Genomic DNA, 14,548 nt, shown 5'->3' on the forward strand with positions numbered 1-14,548 from the left:
CAATAGTTCTTATAGGTTAAAAAAATTAACTCGCATTGCATAAAATTAATGTTTATACTTGTATCAAGGAGGCGAAAACATGAAAACACGTTATGACTTACCCTGTAACATTGCACAAACATTAAATATTTTGGGAGATCGTTGGACGCTTCTCATTATTCACGAACTGCTTATCGGCGAAACCAACTTTAATGATATTAAGCTCAAGCTTCCAGGTTTATCAGCGAATATTCTGTCAAATAGGTTAAAAGAATTGGAAGAAGCACAGATCGTTCAAAGCGAGCTATATTCCGCCCATCCCCCACGCTACCGTTATACATTAACCGAAAAAGGGACAGCCCTTGAGCATGTATTCAACTCCATGATTATATGGGGTGCTGATCATCTGGAAACCTGTTATAAAGAAATCGTCGGGCCTGATGAACAGCGTGTAGAAGTCGGTTATTATTCTACTGAAACAGGCAAACGCGTCGACACAATTCATATACGGCCATTAAAAACTGTCTAAACTCATTAGGCAGTTTTATTTGGCCCCTCCCCAAATGCGGTTTACCCAACTTTCAAAATAATGAATGCCTTTGTCGAGTAAAAGACCAAGTACCCCAATTACAACAATGCATGCCATAACTAAATCTAGACTTAAGGAATTTCGTGCATCGACAATTAAAAATCCTAAACCCGATTGCGCTCCGACCATTTCCCCCGCGACGAGGAAAATCCACGCTGAACCTAATGCCATATGCAGCCCATTGGCGATCATTGGAAATGATGCCGGCAATATAATTTTCCGCATTGTCTCAAAAGTGCTCATTTCAAAATTTGATGCGATTCGTAAATACGTTTTATCAACTTTTTTTACCGATGATACCGTTGACAATAACACCGGGAAAAATGCAGCGATAAAAATAATAACGATCGCCGGCATATTGCCAATGCCGAACCATAGAACGATAAACGGTGACCACGCAATCGGCGAAACCGGTCGCAATACTTGAACTACCGGGTCTAGCACTTTCCAGACAGCCGGTAACCTTCCTAAAATAAGCCCTAACAAAATTGCTACAACGACAGCGATCAGGTAACCTGTGAAAAATCGAAATAAACTAATTTGTATATGTCCAAACAGTGAACCATCGGAAATGATCGCCAGTAATGCTTCCCCCACTTTTAAAGGCGGAGGGAAAAGTGCCGACTGGTGCCCACCTATCATAATTGCAGCTTGCCATACGACAAGTAATAATAGAAAGCCAAGTGTAATCGGGGACAATTTCTTCACTATCGCCATAATATCCCTCCGTCCTCTACTAATTTACAAAGCTAGCATCAACAAAATCTTCATAGGAAGGAGGGTTTTCGGATAATCCCATCTCCAGTAATGCATCACGTAAAATCGTATAGCTGTCTTGTTCAATGCGTAAATTATCGTAGGAAATCCAATCTAATGAAATATCCAATACATTTTTTTCAACTGTTAAATATTGCCCAACGATTTCATGCATATGATCGTCTTTCCCTTGTGCTAGCTCTCCGCCTGCTACATAGTCATCGACAAATTTCCCTGCCAATTCTTTATTATCTTTAATAAACTGACCGCGCAATACTAAGCCGCAATCAATTGAATCTTGCCAAATTTCTTCTGACTGATAAAGCACTTTTCCGTTTTCCAATGCAACAGAAATCGCACCAAACGGCTCCGCAACTACATAACCAGCAATACGCCCTTCCGCTAAAGCAGCAGGCATTTCCGCTGGAGGCAATTCGATAACATCCACTTCATCGTAAGCAATGCCATGCTTTTTCAGCATTTCATACAACAAAATATTGTGTGTTGAAAACCGGCTTGGAATTGCAAAAGATTTCCCTTTCAGTTCTTCCACGGAATTTATATCCTTACCTCCAATTAATACATTGCCATCACGATGACCAAGTGCGACTGCTTTTAGGTCAATGCCTTTTTCCTTTGCATTCATCGCTAATTGGATTAATACAGATGCGCCATCAATTGCACCGGTATTCAGTGCATCCATCAGCTCAGGCCAAGAACCGAATTTCACGAGCTCTAAATTATAATCTTCATATTTTGCATCATTTTGCATATATAACGGAACCGCGTGCGTAATCGGTAAATACCCGATTTTAATCGTTGGCTTTTCCCCGTCACCTGCAGTACTTCCTGTTTCGTTCGTCCCGCACGCCGTCAACAATACGACGAACAGCAGTGTCATCATTAACGCTACTTTTTTCATCTACTATCCTCCTAAATGTTAAATTCGATTGCTGCTTTATCATGAGTAAATTGGAATTCATTAAAAATGATTTCGCGGTAATGTTGAAAATCTGCATCAGCACGATTGCGGTCCTTTGGCAACTTCAGCACAACTTCTTTATGAATTTCACCTGGATTAGGCTTCATAATAAGGATGCGATCTGCTAAATAAATTGCTTCATCAATATCGTGGGTTACTAATACAATTGTCATTTTCTCGCGTTGCTGAATTTGTTTTAATTCATCCTGTAAATAATAGCGTGTAAATGTATCAAGCGCTCCAAACGGTTCATCCATTAAAATAACTTCCGGTTGAATGGCTAGCGCACGGGCAATTGCGACTCGTTGCTGCATACCACCTGAAAGTTCGCTAGGCAATGCATTAGCACGGTCTTCCAAACCGACCATCTGTAAATAATGGGCCGCTCTTTTTGTAATGTCAGCAGTCGGTAAATTTGAATTTTCAATACCGAGCTCCACATTTTTTCGAACAGAGCGCCATGGCAACAGCCCGTAATTTTGCATAAGCATAATACAGCGCTTACTAGGTTTTGTAACGGCAGTCCCATCAAGCATGATTTGTCCTTGATCAATCGTTTCAAAGCCACCGATACAATTTAACAATGTACTTTTACCACAACCGCTTTTCCCAAGAATGGCAATGACTTCACCGTGATTTATATTAAAAGAAACATCTTTTAAAACTGTCGGACCTTTTTCTTCATACGACTTTGAAACTTCTTTAATTTCAATCTTAACTGTCGACAACTAGTTTTCACCCCAATACCGATTATTCAACTTGGTTTTATATTATATGAGTTATATTATTATACTTACTTAAATAAAACAACCTTATTTTTTAATTTATTTTTATTTTCTAAAAAATAATCGGATTTTTTTTGAATATAATGTAAAATGAAACAATGTACCATACGCAGGTTTGGCACGTTTCATCGGAAAGTGAGGTTATATGAATGAAAAAAGTAACATTAATTCCACAAGCACTTCGTTATGCACCAGAAATTCATCGTTTATCGCAGGCGCCCGAAGTAAAGAATGCACTCGGACTTCCGACACAATCTGTGGAAGATACGGAAAACTTTATTATTAATACTCTAATGGAGGAATCAGAAGGGAAAACTATTTCCCGTTTAATTTTGAATGAAGAGGACCAATTGATCGGAATTACGACATTGATGTTTATCGATCAGTCCAATAAACAATGCCATATCGGAAGCTGGATTGCAGTGGATTATTGGGGCCAAGGCTATAATCTGGCCTCCAAAATTGAACTTTTGAAAATAGCATTTGAATATTTACATCTTGAAGTAGTATTTGCCGGTGCACGTACAGTCAATTTGCGTTCTCAAAAAGCGCAGGAAAAACTTCCTTTCATATCTTTAAATGTCGAACAGCAATTTCCTGAAGAACATTTGCTGCTGGAAAAAAGGCAAAAGCAACCGTGTATTTTAAACGCTGTTTTTAAGGACGATTTTTTAAATTATTTATACTCAACACAAAAAGAACGGAAAATTTAGAGGTTACTCTAATTTTCCGTTCTTTTTTAATTGTTTTAGTTAGCAGTAGCTTGTTTTGTAAAACGTGGATGTGCCCATAGTTCACGCCATTTTATGACTGATGTAATAACAATAATCAATCCTAGTGTAAGCATAATAATCGATAAAATACCGTTTAAAATATTGTAGCCACCAGCCATATCGTTCCAGTAAACATTTTTCACCATCCAGAATCCTGCTACGTTTACCGTAATGTATAAATATACTAACGGAATAAAGCAAGTTAAAGCATAAATACGCTTATCCGCTACTTTTAATACGAATGTTACACCGCATACTAGACCAATGGAGGCCATTAACTGATTGGACACACCGAATAATGCCCATACAGAAGCAATATCCCCTGAATTTAATAAGTATCCCCACATGATACAGGCCAATGCACTTGCCCCAATTGCGCCTGGGAGCCAATCCGTCTTTTTAAGCGGCTTATAAACATTTCCTAAAAAGTCTTGAATTAAGTAACGAGCTGTACGTGTACCTGCGTCAATTGCAGTTAAAATAAATACAGCTTCAAACATAATAACAAATTGATAGAAATAAGCGGTTAAATGGCTAAACCATTCTACCCCAGAGAAAATGGATGCCATACCGACTGCAAGTGTTACTGCACCACCAGTACGACCCTCCAGATCCATACCAATTGCTTCTGACAGCACCGGTAAATCGACAACCGTCATTCCCAATTTTGCGAATGCTTCAGGTGATGAGTTAATCGCAAAGTAATCTGCCGGATGCAGTACAGTTGCAGCGATCAGTGCCATTACCCCAACGACACATTCTACGAGCATAGCACCAAAACCAACTACGCGAATATCATCCCAACGGTTTAACATTTTCGGCGTAGTACCTGATCCTACAAATGCATGGAAACCGGAAATAGCTCCACATGCAATTGTAATCGAAACGAATGGCCACACAGGACCTGCAACGATCGGACCGCCTCCTAGGAATTCAGGAATAAACGCAGGGAATTGAATTGTAGGGTTAATAATAAACACCCCAATGATTAAAGCAATAAATACCCCTATCTTCATGAAACTGCTCAAATAATCACGTGGTGCAAGTAAGAACCAAACTGGCAATGCAGCTGCAAAGAACGCATAAATCGGCAATAGAATCGATAAAGTTTCACGATCTAATGTTAATACATCTCCTAGCCATGTACCTTGAATAGACGGTCCGTAAAAAACGGCCCCAACGAGAAGAATGACCCCAAGTATTGTTGAAATCTTTAAGTTTCCTGTGAATTTATTAATAAGACCCATGAGCATCGCAATCGGAATCGTTGCTGCAACTGCAAATGTTCCCCATGGGTTTTCTGCTAAAGCTCCTAAAATAACCATTGATAAACCGGCCATTGTAATTGTAATGATGAACAGCATCGCTAATCCTGTACAAAAACCAGCGACAGGCCCAAGCTCTTCACGCATAACTTCCGATAATGACTTCCCGCCTTTTGTCATCGAAGCAAATAATACAACTGCATCGTGTACTGCACCCCCGATAACAGCACCAATTAATAACCAAAGATAACCCGGTAAATAACCAAATTGCGCGGCTAAAATTGGTCCAACTAACGGTCCTGCTGCGGCAATTGCTGCAAAGTGATGCCCAAATGCTACCCAACGATTTGTTGGCACATAGTCTTGCCCGTCATTTTTTTCATTTGCAGGTGTAGGTATATCTTCGTTAATCTTTAATACTTTCTTTGTAAAGAAAATTCCGTAAAAACGATAGGCAATTACTAAAATACAGATTGCCCCAATTACTAATGTGATCGCATTCATTTAACTTTCCCCCTATGTATCTCTCTAAAGTTGTAATATAACAATATCAAATTTAATAACTGTTGTACTACAATTTTTAAAATTAACTGAAAATTATGCATAATAGCTATTTTATCATACCAAACTACAGAAATTGTAAAAATTATCGAAATAGTTGAAATAAAATACCCTTACAATGCTTTACGCGCCTATGTTATTTGAAATACTTCTATTTTATGATGAACCTCTTCTTCTGATTCTAATAACTTTACATCATTTTTTTGTAATATAAATGAAATATAATTTATGTTTAATATAACGAGAGATGGGAATTTAACTAGTAAGCTTAACAATAAGCTAAAAAATTTTCACTAGGAGGATGTAAGAAATGGCTAATAACAACAAACGTAATCAGAATCAGAATGATGGACAAATGACGGTTCAAGAAGCGGGTCGTAAAGGCGGAGAAGCTACATCTAATAACCATGGTAGAGAATTTTATGAAGAAATCGGCCGTAAAGGCGGAGAAGCAAGCAGCGGAAACAACCAAAACGGTAATAACAACAATAACAACAACAGCGGCGGCAAAATGAGCCGTGAAGAAGCTGGCCGCAAAGGCGGAGAAGCTAGCCGTAAAAACAATAACAGTAACAATAATAACAACAAAAATAACTCATAATGATTTAATTAACCTTGAAGATAGGTTGATTCATGATGTAAATATTAATTATTTACATTAATAAAGGGTGTTTGCCATTTAGAAGAATGGCGAACATCCTTTTTTGTATGGATTTTTCCCGTATTATCCAAAATTCCCCTCGCACAGTATACATATCCAAACAAATTACTTGAAAATATTATATAACAATTATATATTATTTTATGCTTGCTTAAATTAGAGCGAGCATTTTATTGTGTTTTCTTATTTATTTTATATATATAGAAAAGGAAATGAGCGTATACATGAACCAATATACAAACGAATTTTTATATAAATTAATTTATTCCACTATACAAGCAACCGGCCTCCCTATAATGTTGGAGGAGGATCATACCGGAGTAAATATGAGCTATAACTTTATAACAAATGTTGTTAGTTTTGATGCAAACCGTTTAGTGGAAGCAGCTGGCGAATTACCAAGCATTCCATTTGATCACTATGTAAAAACCATTACACTTCATGAACTTGGTCACGCTATTGACCGTCCTGCACTAGATGCTTCTTTAACTAGAACCCTCGATTATTTTGATATGAGAGATCAATATTCTACTAAAGAAATTTTTAAAAATCCTGATTTATTAGGCATGTTAATAGAAGAACATCAAATGAACATCGCCTTTGAAGAAACCGCATGGGCTAACGCAGAAAACCTAAATGAAAAATTATTACTCATTGATCAAAATACATTTGAAATGATAAAAAATCATAGTCTTTCCACATATATTAATAATTATGAAGAAGATTTGGCAGTTTACAAACAGCTTCTGGAACAAACGGAGCTTCAGCCTGCTTAATTTTAGTGAGCCCAAACAAAAAAAGACTAAAATGCATGTAATAAAATAACGATCTTGAAAGCGAATATTTCCTTTCAAGATCGTTTTTCTGTTTCTGAAATAATTTAACTTTATATTTCAATTATTATCGGCAAAATCATTGGCTTTTTCATTTTTAATGTAAAGATATATTGATCTACCGCGTGTTTAACAGCTTTTTTCATAGCAAACGGATTGGCTTCTTTAAAGTTTTCGACAGCTGATTGAGCAATTTCGTTAATATCATTTATTAACCCTTCTGATTCTCTCGCATAGACGAATCCGCGAGAAATGCTGTCTGGACCAGAAATAATGGATCCATCGAATTTACTGATCGTGACGACAATCACAAGCATCCCATCTTCGGATAGTTGCTTACGATCTCGCAATACAATTTCACCGACTTCATCACTTCCAGTACCATCCACGTACGTATCTCCTGCCGGAATAGCGCGTGTTTGCCGCGCTTCCCCGCCTTTAATGTCAACAATTTCACCATTTTTAAGGATAAATGTATGCCCTTTTTCCACACCAACCGCTTCTGCCAGCGAACGGTGAATATGAAGCATGCGGTATTCACCATGAATGGGAATAAAATATTTTGGCTTCATGAGTGTCAGCATCATTTTTAAATCTTCTTGATAGCCATGACCCGATACGTGCATTCCGGTAATGCTCGAATTTCCGTATACTACTTTTGCGCCAAGCTGAAACAGATTATCAACAATTTTTGAAACATCTTTTTCATTTCCAGGTATTGGTGAAGCTGCGAAAATAACCGTATCGCCTTGCACAACTTTAACATCCCGATTACGGCCAGTTGAGAGACGGGAAAGCGCAGCTAATGGCTCCCCTTGGCTTCCTGTACATAATATTACTGCTCGTTCCGGCGGTAACTCTTTTAATTCTCTTGGCTCGATAAGCATCCAGCCTGGAATATCCAAGTTGCCCAGTCGCATCGCAACCGACGTAACATTGACCATGCTGCGACCTAGAAGAACAATTTTCCGATTCGTCTTTTTAGCTGCTTCGACGATTTGCTGAATGCGATTTACATTGGATGCAAAAGTAGAAATGAAGATTTTTCCGGTCGCTTTTTGAAATTCCTCATCCAAATGACCTCCAATTACTTGCTCGGATGGTGTAAATCCGGGACGTTCGGCGTTTGTACTTTCGGATATGAGGGCGAGCACCCCTTCTGTACCGAGTGCTGCCATTTTATGAATATCTGATGGTTGATCATTAACGGGTGTGAAATCAAATTTAAAGTCACCTGTATGAATGACTTTCCCTTCAGGCGTATGAAAAACAATCCCTAAACAGTCGGGGATACTATGACTTGTCTTAAAGAAAGTGAGCGATAGTTGGTCAAAATTAATTTTCGACTCTGCATTAATCTCAATTAATTCTGTATTACGGAGCAATTTGTGCTCCTTTAGTTTCAGCTCAATTAACCCAAGGGTAAATCTGGATGCATAAATCGGCATATTAATTTTTCTCAACAAATATGGTATTCCGCCAATATGATCTTCATGTCCATGCGTTACAACTAAAGCTTTGATTTTATGTTTATTTTCTTCCAAATAGCTTAAATCCGGGATTATCAAATCGACACCTAATAAACTCTGATCCGCAAATTTCCCGCCACAATCAACGATAACTAATTCTTGTCCATATTCAATGACATACATATTTTTTCCGATTTCATTTATGCCGCCTAATGCGAAAATGGATAGTGTATTTTCAGTATTTAGCAACTTCGACTCCTCCTATAGGATGGATATTTTTATGTGTACAAAATTTTGCCTTATATATTAGTATTTCTAATTTAAAAAGAAACTATACGAAAGCAGTTCAAGATGTTTTGAAATAATTCATCGTATTTCGCTCATACTAAAATTGAAAGGAATTGATTATGATGCTTAATGAAAAACAACTTACTAAATTAAAACGACTGCTCATCGAACAAAAAAGAGAATTAATTGGTGATGTCAACACAAATGAAAACGAACTTATTGCACGTGCCAGTTTAAGGGACTCTACAGATGAGCTCTCAACTATTGACAATCATCCCGCGGATTTAGCGACTGAATTATATGACCGTGAAAAAGATATGGCATTAAAAGTGCATAATGATGACTTATTGGGCCAAATAGAAGCAGCATTTGATCGGATGAATGACGGTACATATGGAGTTTGTGCAAAATGCCAAACAGAAATCCCATATGATCGACTGCAAGCAATTCCGTATACGGCTTTTTGTATTGAGCATAGTGATGCAAAAACACCTGCAGCAGATCGTCCGGTTGAAGAACAATTGCTCCATCCGGCTGTCGACAACTCCTTTTCAAATCGAGAAAAGGATGATGAGCTTCAAGATAACGAAGATTCCTTCCAAATCGTCGCACAGTATGGAAATTCCGATACACCAGCAGATTTTGAAGGAGATTTCGATCACTACAACGATTTATACAAAGATAAAGATGATGAAGATATGTATTCTGCACTGGAAATATTGCATGTTTCCAAGGACGATTTTCTGCAGGGGCAAATTTCCAAAGAATATGCTGACGAAGCACGAAAACACGATTATTTGGATTGACTGCAAAATAATCAAAAAGCCGAGAATGTCTATATTCTCGGCTTTAGTCAATTTATTTCGCGATTTTTAAAATTGGCTTAATAGTAGTCCCATTTTTAGAGTCTTCAAAAGCTTCATTAATTTGTTCGAATTCATAAAATTTTACGAGTCGGTCAAACGGGAATTTACCATCTTTATAATAGTTGACTAATTCCGGAATAAATACACGAGGTACCGAATCTCCTTCGATGACTCCCACCATTGTTTTTCCTTCCGCCATAATATCGTTATGGACATCGATTGTCATCTCAGGTGTCACCCCTACAATCGCACAAGTACCTAATGGACGTAATGCATTAAGGGATTGCTTCACAACTTGTGGCACACCTGTCGTTTCAACTGCATAGTTTGAACCGCCGTTTGTAATCTTTTTAACCTCGGCAACGACATCAACATTTCGGCCATTTAATACATGTGTCGCTCCTAGTTCCTTTGCAAACTCCAGTCGTGAGTCATGGACGTCAACGGCAATAATATGTTTACAGCCCACAATTTTTGCTGCCATCAACGCAGATAAACCAACAGCACCGCATCCGTATATGACAATTGTAGAACCAAATTGTGGTCGAAGTCGATTTAATACTGTCCCGGCACCTGTTTGAATACCACAGCCCAGAGGACCAAGCAACGCTAAATCAACATCCTTATCTACTTTTACAACATTTCGCTCATGTGCAATTGCATATGTTCCGAATGAAGACTGACCGAAAAATGTTGCTAACTCGGCACCTTCCTTTGATAGACGTGTTGTATAATCATCTTGAACGCCGCCAAAGTTGAGTGGGTTAAACGTATCACATACTGTTGGATGGCCTGTTAAACAGTTCGGACACGTCCCGCAATGTGCAAACGATATAACAACATGGTCACCCTTATCTAAACTTGTTACACCTTCTCCCACTTCTTCTACAATTCCAGATCCTTCATGTCCAAGAACAGCTGGAAGCGGAGCAATTGCTAAATCACGTGCTACCGCGTCTGTATGACAAACACCTGTTGCTACAATTTTAATCAACACTTCATTTGCTTTTGGGGATGCTAGTTCTACTTCCTGCAAGACGAAATCTTTTCCTTGTGCTTCAGTTACAGCTGCAGTAATTTTCATTTCAATGTGGCTCCCTATTTATTAATTTATTCTCACCTACCTTACTATTCCCAATCATTTTGTAATTACACTTATAAAAAAAGAGACTTATAAAACAAAAAACTGTGTAAAAGCGATGGCACTTTTACACAGCATTATTCATTACAAAATACTCAAATAAAACTTTATAGGTGGGTAGTCATTTGGTAAAGCTCGTCTGCAGTAATTGCAACATCTCTCGTTTCTTGACCGATGTTGCCGATGACACTGCCCAAATTTGTTATATCCATTGCGACTTCCTTTATTTGTGCTTCATTTTGTTCGATTGCATTCAAAATTTGCTGAAATATCGTTTGGGTATTGATCGATACATCCAAACCTGAACCCACCCTCAACTGAACCCTTTCAATCATTTGAACAGCAGTCGACGTTAGCAGCGTGGACGTCTGGATGAGATTTGTTATATTTTCTACAGAGCTTTTCGATTGTTCCGCCAGTTTCCGTACTTCCTGTGCGACAACAGCAAACCCTTTACCATGTTCCCCCGCTCTTGCTGCTTCAATCGAGGCATTTAATGCAAGTAAATTTGTTTGGTCTGCAATATTTTTAACAAGGGCCACAATATCGATAATCTGTTCGGAAGACGTTTTTAAATTCCCGATCAGTTGTCCCATTTCAACCGTACTATTCCTAATTTCAAGCATTTCCTGCTCCAGCCTTGTAACTTCGCTGTTCCCTGTCACTGCATCTGTATGTATATGCTGTACAATTTTAACGTTAGATTCAATCGTACTACTTATCTGAAATGTATGGCTGTTTACTTGTTCAATCGATTGGTTCGTCTCTTCCGTTAAGTCTGCAAGGTTTTGAATAATGGCGGATAATTTATCCTTCAGTTCAAACTTTACAACATTATATTGCTCTTTTCGAAGATTTAAATTTTCCTTTTCATACTCCTCTAAAACAACCTGCATCTCAAGGTTAATAAGCTTTGACACATTTAATTGAATAATTTCTCTTCCTGCAACATCCGCTATGTCTTTACTGATAAGCATAATCATTGTTTCCTGCAACTTTTGAAATGTGCCCATATACCATTTTGGATCCAACCCGATTTTGAAATGCATGCGGGCGAGTTTTCTTTTCGCTTCGATTGTTTCTTCATTAAAAACCCCGTCAAACATGGAAATAATGTAAGAACTCAATGTTTTCTTTAAGCGATCAATTTTTGTACGCTCTTCGATTATCTTTTTTAAAGATGGTACGGCTAATACATTTTCATAAAATACATCCGTAATCTCGGATACTCCCGCTGCAATTGCTGGTTGATATGATTTTATGTGCCGTAAATTTTCTTCCGCTAGACCAATCAAGTTCATCTGCTGTGCTAATTCAGGCATGCTTGTCAATTCAATAACAGGATGAAAGTCATTCACTTTCTCCTCTTGATATGCCTTTTCAACCAATGTTTTCTGCTTCCACCACATTACCATTATCCTCACCCCAACACTTTGTATAATTATTGTATAACATTATTTACTATTTACTGTCAACTTTATGCGAAATAATTAGAAATAATATACAAACGTTGTACAACATATAATTTTAATTGTAAAATAATCAATATTACATAGTATTTTTGAACTCTATACTATACAGTTAAATAAAAATTAAAAGGGGGGAACTTTACATGTCTTGCAGAAATTGTGTCGTGTCAGAATTACAGTTTGAGATTTTATTAAAAGGCGAAAACAATATCGCTATGTTGGATATGATTGTCGAACACTTTAATCGCCGGAATTTAACAATTACTAAAAAGGAACAAATTGTAATGATACAAGAATCCGGCGTGAAAGAGTTTCTTGACTTTAGTAGAGACTATATGGAGCCAGAACTGATTTATTTTAGATTGGACGAAATGCCTTGGGAGCACCTTGCTGAAATTGAAACTGTTCTGGAAATGCAATGGATTGATGATGTCATACATAGAAATGCAGTAGTCAGCTACTCTCAGCCTATTGTAAATAGCAGAAATGAAATCTACGCTTATGAGGTGCTGTCACGCTTTACCCGAGAAGATGGCTCACTCATTTTTCCAAATGAAATTTTTGCCGCAGCTAAAACCCGAGGGCGCCTGTATGCGTTGGACCGTTTATGTCGCATGGCTGCCGTAAAGTATGCTGCTGTATTAAAGAAAAAAACATTTATCAATTTCATTCCTACGTCGATTTATTCTCCTGAATATTGCCTGCAGTCAACGGTAAAGCTCGCTAACCTTCTGGAAATTGACCCGAATCAATTTGTATTTGAAGTCGTGGAATCAGAGCAAGTTGATGATATTAATCATTTAAAATCAATTTTGGATTACTATAATAAAAAAGGCTTTCAATATGCATTGGACGATGTAGGTGAAGGTTATAATACTCTGGAAATGCTTGGCGACATAAAGCCGCATTATATGAAGCTTGATATGAAATATGTACAAGGCGTAAATACTGATTTTGAAAAACAAAATACCGCCAAACAGTTTTTGAAAAAAGCGCTAGAAATTGGCGCAACACCACTTGCGGAAGGAATAGAAACTCAGGAAGACTTTGAGTGGCTAAAACAAATCGGCTATAAGTTATTCCAAGGTTATTTATTTGGTAAACCAAGCATCGAACCACAGCGAACGATTGCATAAAAAAGGCTATGTGTAGAATGGTTGCCCACTACTGCACATAGCTTTTTATTAAAATAATTTACCAATAAAAAGGGTTTTACACGTTATTTTTTCGGTTCTAAATCTTCAATTGAATCAATGTCCATATAAGCTGGTACGACGAAGCCATTTTGCGTACCTTCCAAGTTTTCGCCTAAGTCCACAATATCGTCTTTGTGTTTTTCATAGAATGCCTGATGAGTTGTCGGCAACCATGGAGCCACAGTAGCATCCCCTTCACCAGTTGCAATTGCCTGGAACATGATCGCAGGGTCTACAGGTATTACTTCTACTTGATAACCTAAATTGTCCAACACTATTTTAACAACGCTGCTTGATGCAATTTCTGAATCCCATGGGACTGAAACAAGTTTCACTTTTTCTCCGTTACCTTGTTCAATACCCTTCGTCCACTCACTTACTTTGTCATCGTTATTTTCAATCCAGGCGGCAGCAGCTGTTTCAAAATCTCCATTTTGTGCATCATACATAACTTGTTCCATATCTTCCGGTTCCCAATGGAATCGGTCAAGCACTGTGTAGACGTCCGGTAAATCCTTTTCAAGATCTTTTCTTACGACAGTATTTATATTTTCTGCTCCTCCTAAAACTCCTTTAGGATCTTCAAGGAATTTTAAGTCATAGGCAGAGAACATCCAATGGGGTGTCCAGCCAGTTACAATCACCGGGTCTTCATTGCGAATCGCCTGTTCCAACGTCCCGATCATGCCTGCAGTTGAGCTTTCCTGTAATGTCCAGCCTTCCAGATTTTCATATTGTTCCAATGTATCATGTGACAAACCTGTTATCCCCGCGCCAGGTTCTATCCCAATGATTTTATAATCTACTTGTTCACCTATACTTGCAGATTCATTGTTTGAATTATCACTGCTGCCTGTATCATCCCCGCATGCTGCTAATAACAATGCTGCAGACATCCCTATAGTTAAACCTAAAGTTTTAAATCGTTTCAAATG

The 14,548-nt window shown here is 37.9% G+C and carries 14 protein-coding genes; 6 read left to right on the plus strand and 8 right to left on the minus strand.

The genetic code is table 11. The features are described 5' to 3' along the window. Nucleotides 1-79: 79 nt before the first annotated feature. Nucleotides 80-508 (plus strand): helix-turn-helix domain-containing protein, encoded by a 429-nt coding sequence (locus MKY07_RS13095; RefSeq protein ID WP_008405144.1) that lies wholly within the window; start codon nucleotides 80-82, stop codon nucleotides 506-508. Between the two features lie 15 nt (nucleotides 509-523). Here MKY07_RS13095 and MKY07_RS13100 read toward each other — a convergent pair whose 3' ends face one another. The 3 genes from MKY07_RS13100 to MKY07_RS13110 are packed head-to-tail and all read right to left on the minus strand — an operon-like array spanning nucleotide 524 to nucleotide 3,034. Next, nucleotides 524-1,285 carry an ABC transporter permease gene (locus tag MKY07_RS13100; protein ID WP_014823242.1) on the minus strand — a complete coding sequence of 254 codons (762 nt, stop codon included), beginning with the start codon at nucleotides 1,283-1,285 and terminating at the stop codon, nucleotides 524-526. A 19-nt stretch (nucleotides 1,286-1,304) separates the two neighbouring features. Then, nucleotides 1,305-2,246, minus strand: a complete 942-nt coding sequence (locus MKY07_RS13105; RefSeq protein WP_339262569.1) for an ABC transporter substrate-binding protein — start codon at nucleotides 2,244-2,246, stop codon at nucleotides 1,305-1,307. An 11-nt stretch (nucleotides 2,247-2,257) separates the two neighbouring features. Beyond that, nucleotides 2,258-3,034: an ABC transporter ATP-binding protein gene (locus tag MKY07_RS13110; RefSeq protein WP_339262570.1), complete on the minus strand. Its 777-nt coding sequence runs from the start codon at nucleotides 3,032-3,034 to the stop codon at nucleotides 2,258-2,260. Nucleotides 3,035-3,240: 206 nt separating this feature from the next. Between MKY07_RS13110 and MKY07_RS13115 the strand changes: the two genes are divergently transcribed. Continuing rightward, entirely contained in the window at nucleotides 3,241-3,804 is a 564-nt protein-coding gene (locus MKY07_RS13115) for a GNAT family N-acetyltransferase (protein ID WP_065215590.1), read from the plus strand. Between the two features lie 35 nt (nucleotides 3,805-3,839). Here MKY07_RS13115 and MKY07_RS13120 read toward each other — a convergent pair whose 3' ends face one another. Then, entirely contained in the window at nucleotides 3,840-5,633 is a 1,794-nt protein-coding gene (locus tag MKY07_RS13120) for a carbon starvation protein A (protein WP_008405135.1), read from the minus strand. A gap of 367 nt (nucleotides 5,634-6,000) precedes the next feature. On the opposite strand from MKY07_RS13120, the gene MKY07_RS13125 reads away from it, so the two are divergent. Then, complete coding sequence (locus tag MKY07_RS13125; RefSeq protein ID WP_087615886.1) at nucleotides 6,001-6,291, plus strand: KGG domain-containing protein; 291 nt, start codon at nucleotides 6,001-6,003, stop codon at nucleotides 6,289-6,291. A 284-nt stretch (nucleotides 6,292-6,575) separates the two neighbouring features. Further along, nucleotides 6,576-7,127, plus strand: a complete 552-nt coding sequence (locus MKY07_RS13130) for an integrase (RefSeq protein ID WP_339262574.1) — start codon at nucleotides 6,576-6,578, stop codon at nucleotides 7,125-7,127. A gap of 110 nt (nucleotides 7,128-7,237) precedes the next feature. Here the strand turns inward: MKY07_RS13130 and MKY07_RS13135 are convergent, their stop codons facing one another. After that, the gene (locus MKY07_RS13135) at nucleotides 7,238-8,902 is read right to left on the minus strand and encodes a ribonuclease J (RefSeq protein WP_014823235.1); all 1,665 of its coding nucleotides are present in this window, start codon (nucleotides 8,900-8,902) and stop codon (nucleotides 7,238-7,240) included. Between the two features lie 161 nt (nucleotides 8,903-9,063). Between MKY07_RS13135 and MKY07_RS13140 the strand changes: the two genes are divergently transcribed. After that, nucleotides 9,064-9,747, plus strand: coding sequence for a TraR/DksA C4-type zinc finger protein (locus tag MKY07_RS13140; protein ID WP_339262576.1), 684 nt, complete (start codon nucleotides 9,064-9,066; stop codon nucleotides 9,745-9,747). A 52-nt stretch (nucleotides 9,748-9,799) separates the two neighbouring features. Here MKY07_RS13140 and MKY07_RS13145 read toward each other — a convergent pair whose 3' ends face one another. Then, complete coding sequence (locus tag MKY07_RS13145) at nucleotides 9,800-10,891, minus strand: NAD(P)-dependent alcohol dehydrogenase (protein ID WP_339262578.1); 1,092 nt, start codon at nucleotides 10,889-10,891, stop codon at nucleotides 9,800-9,802. A 164-nt stretch (nucleotides 10,892-11,055) separates the two neighbouring features. Further along, entirely contained in the window at nucleotides 11,056-12,363 is a 1,308-nt protein-coding gene (locus tag MKY07_RS13150; protein ID WP_339262580.1) for a globin-coupled sensor protein, read from the minus strand. A gap of 197 nt (nucleotides 12,364-12,560) precedes the next feature. Between MKY07_RS13150 and MKY07_RS13155 the strand changes: the two genes are divergently transcribed. Beyond that, on the plus strand, nucleotides 12,561-13,553 hold the full coding sequence (locus MKY07_RS13155) for an EAL domain-containing protein (RefSeq protein ID WP_014823231.1): 993 nt from the start codon (nucleotides 12,561-12,563) through the stop codon (nucleotides 13,551-13,553). A gap of 83 nt (nucleotides 13,554-13,636) precedes the next feature. Here the strand turns inward: MKY07_RS13155 and MKY07_RS13160 are convergent, their stop codons facing one another. Further along, nucleotides 13,637-14,545, minus strand: a complete 909-nt coding sequence (locus MKY07_RS13160; RefSeq protein ID WP_082990812.1) for a glycine betaine ABC transporter substrate-binding protein — start codon at nucleotides 14,543-14,545, stop codon at nucleotides 13,637-13,639. Between the last annotated feature and the right edge of the window lie 3 nt (nucleotides 14,546-14,548).

The organism is Solibacillus sp. FSL W7-1472, assembly GCF_037969775.1.
Classification (GTDB): Bacteria; Bacillota; Bacilli; order Bacillales_A; family Planococcaceae; genus Solibacillus; species Solibacillus silvestris.

Excerpts from the sequence above, each read along its gene's own strand:
- MKY07_RS13095 (WP_008405144.1), top strand. The coding sequence starts at position 80 with ATGAAAACACGTTATGACTTACCCTGTAACATTGCACAAACATTAAAT.
- MKY07_RS13130 (WP_339262574.1), top strand. The coding sequence starts at position 6,576 with ATGAACCAATATACAAACGAATTTTTATATAAATTAATTTATTCCACT.
- MKY07_RS13120 (WP_008405135.1), bottom strand. The coding sequence starts at position 5,633 with ATGAATGCGATCACATTAGTAATTGGGGCAATCTGTATTTTAGTAATT.
- MKY07_RS13125 (WP_087615886.1), top strand. The coding sequence starts at position 6,001 with ATGGCTAATAACAACAAACGTAATCAGAATCAGAATGATGGACAAATG.
- MKY07_RS13145 (WP_339262578.1), bottom strand. The coding sequence starts at position 10,891 with ATGAAAATTACTGCAGCTGTAACTGAAGCACAAGGAAAAGATTTCGTC.
- MKY07_RS13155 (WP_014823231.1), top strand. The coding sequence starts at position 12,561 with ATGTCTTGCAGAAATTGTGTCGTGTCAGAATTACAGTTTGAGATTTTA.
- MKY07_RS13140 (WP_339262576.1), top strand. The coding sequence starts at position 9,064 with ATGCTTAATGAAAAACAACTTACTAAATTAAAACGACTGCTCATCGAA.
- MKY07_RS13100 (WP_014823242.1), bottom strand. The coding sequence starts at position 1,285 with ATGGCGATAGTGAAGAAATTGTCCCCGATTACACTTGGCTTTCTATTA.
- MKY07_RS13105 (WP_339262569.1), bottom strand. The coding sequence starts at position 2,246 with ATGAAAAAAGTAGCGTTAATGATGACACTGCTGTTCGTCGTATTGTTG.
- MKY07_RS13115 (WP_065215590.1), top strand. The coding sequence starts at position 3,241 with ATGAAAAAAGTAACATTAATTCCACAAGCACTTCGTTATGCACCAGAA.
- MKY07_RS13150 (WP_339262580.1), bottom strand. The coding sequence starts at position 12,363 with ATGGTAATGTGGTGGAAGCAGAAAACATTGGTTGAAAAGGCATATCAA.